We start from the raw sequence: 2,549 nt of genomic DNA on the forward strand, positions 1-2,549 counted from the left end.
CGTCGAAGGGCCAGTTCCCGACGAAGGGCCACTTTCCGACGAAGGGCCAGTTCCCGACGTGCTTGCCCGATTTCGGGGTATGCCGCTGCGCCCGGTACGCTTGCGGCGTTCGCCGTGTGCCCCCGTCCTGTGGATGAGCGCCGACTCGTGTCGGTCGCATCTGCAAGGGTGGACCCGGGCCCCACGGCGGGACGTGTTGCAACCCTCCTGTCACGGGAAAGACCCGCGACCGCCGAGACCAGAGGAGGTGGGTTAGAAGCATGCGTCAGTACGAACTCATGGTCATCCTCGACCCCGAGACCGAGGAGCGCACCGTCGGCACGACGGTGGACAAGTTCCTCCAGGTCGTCAAGAAGGATGGCGGCACCGTCGACAACGTCGACATCTGGGGCCGTCGCCGGCTGGCCTACGACATCAAGAAGAAGTCCGAGGGCATCTACGCCGTCGTCAACTTCACGGCTGAGCCGGCCACGGCCCAGGAGCTTGACCGGCAGCTGAACCTCAGCGAGTCGATCATGCGCACCAAGCTGCTGCGCCCCGGCGCCTGAGTCACCATCAGCGATCTCCTCACCACCCCAACGGACTGAACGGAGCCCCGTATGGCAGGCGACACGGTCATCACGATCATCGGCAACCTCACCGCCGACCCCGAGCTGCGGTTCACGCCGTCGGGCGCTGCGGTGGCGAACTTCACCGTTGCCTCCACCCCTCGCATGTTCGACCGGCAGGCGAACGAGTGGAAGGACGGCGAGACGCTGTTCATGCGCTGCTCCATCTGGCGTGACGCGGCAGAGAACGTTGCCGAGTCGCTCCAGCGGGGCATGCGGGTCATCGCCTCCGGTCGCCTGAAGTCTCGTTCGTACGAGACCAAGGAGGGCGAGAAGCGCACCGTCATCGAGATGGACGTCGACGAGATCGGCCCGTCCCTGCGCAGCGCGACCGCAAAGGTCAACAAGACGCAGCGCGGTGGCGGCGGCGGTTTCGGCGGCGGCCAGCAGCAGGGTGGCGGCTGGGGTGGCCAGCAGGGCGGCGACGACCCGTGGGCCACCGGCGGCCAGAGCCAGTCCGGTGGTGGCTGGGGCCAGGCCGGCGGCGGTCAGCAGGGCGGCTGGGGTCAGCCCGGCGGTCCGAGCTCGGGTCAGCCGTCCGGCGGTCAGCCGGCCGGTGGTCAGCCCGCTGGCGGTCAGCAGGGTGGCTGGGGCAGCAACGCCCCGAGCTACGACGAGCCGCCGTTCTAACCACTGGTCTGATCAGTCGGCACTTTCCCGGAGATCACGCAGCATTCGCCGCTCACCCGCTGAGCGGCATACAGACAAGTACCAACCCATCCCGGGGCAGCAACCCCGGGCTCTCAACCAAAGGAGAGCACCACGATGGCCAAGCCCGCCATTCGCAAGCCCAAGAAGAAGGCCAACCCGCTCAAGGCGGCGAAGGTCGAGAACATCGACTACAAGGACACCGCGCTCCTGCGCAAGTTCATCTCCGACCGCGGCAAGATCCGCGCTCGTCGGGTGACCGGCGTGTCCGTCCAGGAGCAGCGCCTCATCGCCACGGCCGTCAAGAACGCCCGTGAGATGGCCCTGCTGCCCTACTCGAGCTCGGCTCGCTGAGCCCTCGAGAGAAGCAAGGAGAAGCTGCGATGAAGTTGATTCTGACCCAGGAGGTCACCGGTCTCGGTGGCGCTGGCGACGTCATTGAGGTCAAGGACGGCTACGGCCGCAACTACCTGCTGCCGCGGGGCCTCGCCACGCCGTGGACCAAGGGTGGACAGAAGCAGGTCGACGCCCTGACCAAGGGCCGTGAGACCCGTGCGATCCGCGACCTCGACACGGCCAAGGACGTCAAGGGCCGCCTCGAGGCGCAGTCCGTCCAGGTCCCGGCGAAGGCCGGCGAGTCCGGCCGCCTCTTCGGCGCGATCTCGAGCGGTGACATTGCCGCGGCCGTGAAGGCTGCTGGTGGTCCCGAGCTCGACAAGCGCAAGATCGAGGTCAAGCACGCGATCAAGACGGTCGGCTCTTACGAGGCGACCGTCCGCCTCCACCCGGAGGTCGCCGCGACGGTCAAGTTCGAGGTCGTGCCGGCCTGACGAAGGCCTGATCGACGCAGTACGCGACCTCGTGAGCAGGTCGTGGGCAAGGCCCGGTTCCCGTTGGGGGACCGGGCCTTTGCCGTCCCTGTCGGAGCGTTCGGGAGAGGGCAGGAAACTGGGATGGCTGGTTCAGGGTTCTTTCAGGTTCGTGCCCCATAGTCATACACGTGAGTTGCTCCTGAACGGCTCGGTGACCAACCTCCCCCTGTCGGGTCATCGAGTCCAAGGGCACCCGCTCCTGCTGGCCGAGTTCGGCGACGTGGTCAGCAGGAGCGGGTTCTTCTTTTGTCCGGGCCCGCTGTGCCACGAGATCTCGTCTCAACTCCACTTCTCGTGGTCGCCAACCCCGATCCGCCACGACACGGCGCGCCAACTCCCTTTCTCGTGCACCGGCAGCCACCCCCAGCCCCAGACTGATGACCTGCTGCATGTGATGCAGCAGCGGGCCCCCTGCTGCGTG

At 67.1% G+C, this 2,549-nt stretch carries 4 protein-coding genes; all 4 read left to right on the forward strand.

Annotated elements, in window-relative coordinates:
* The first annotated feature begins 260 nt into the window (after positions 1 to 260).
* Positions 261 to 548 carry a 30S ribosomal protein S6 gene (gene rpsF, locus N864_RS21375; protein ID WP_034722194.1) on the forward strand — a complete coding sequence of 96 codons (288 nt, stop codon included), beginning with the start codon at positions 261 to 263 and terminating at the stop codon, positions 546 to 548.
* 51 nt (positions 549 to 599) lie between these two features.
* Positions 600 to 1,238, forward strand: coding sequence for a single-stranded DNA-binding protein (locus N864_RS21380; protein WP_034722196.1), 639 nt, complete (start codon positions 600 to 602; stop codon positions 1,236 to 1,238).
* Between the two features lie 135 nt (positions 1,239 to 1,373).
* A complete protein-coding gene (rpsR, locus tag N864_RS21385; RefSeq protein WP_034722198.1) occupies positions 1,374 to 1,610 on the forward strand; it encodes a 30S ribosomal protein S18 in 237 nt (78 codons plus the stop codon).
* A 29-nt stretch (positions 1,611 to 1,639) separates the two neighbouring features.
* On the forward strand, positions 1,640 to 2,086 hold the full coding sequence (gene rplI, locus N864_RS21390; protein WP_034722199.1) for a 50S ribosomal protein L9: 447 nt from the start codon (positions 1,640 to 1,642) through the stop codon (positions 2,084 to 2,086).
* Positions 2,087 to 2,549: the final 463 nt, after the last annotated feature.

It is taken from the genome of Intrasporangium chromatireducens Q5-1 (assembly GCF_000576575.1).
GTDB lineage: Bacteria > Actinomycetota > Actinomycetes > Actinomycetales > Dermatophilaceae > Intrasporangium_A > Intrasporangium_A chromatireducens.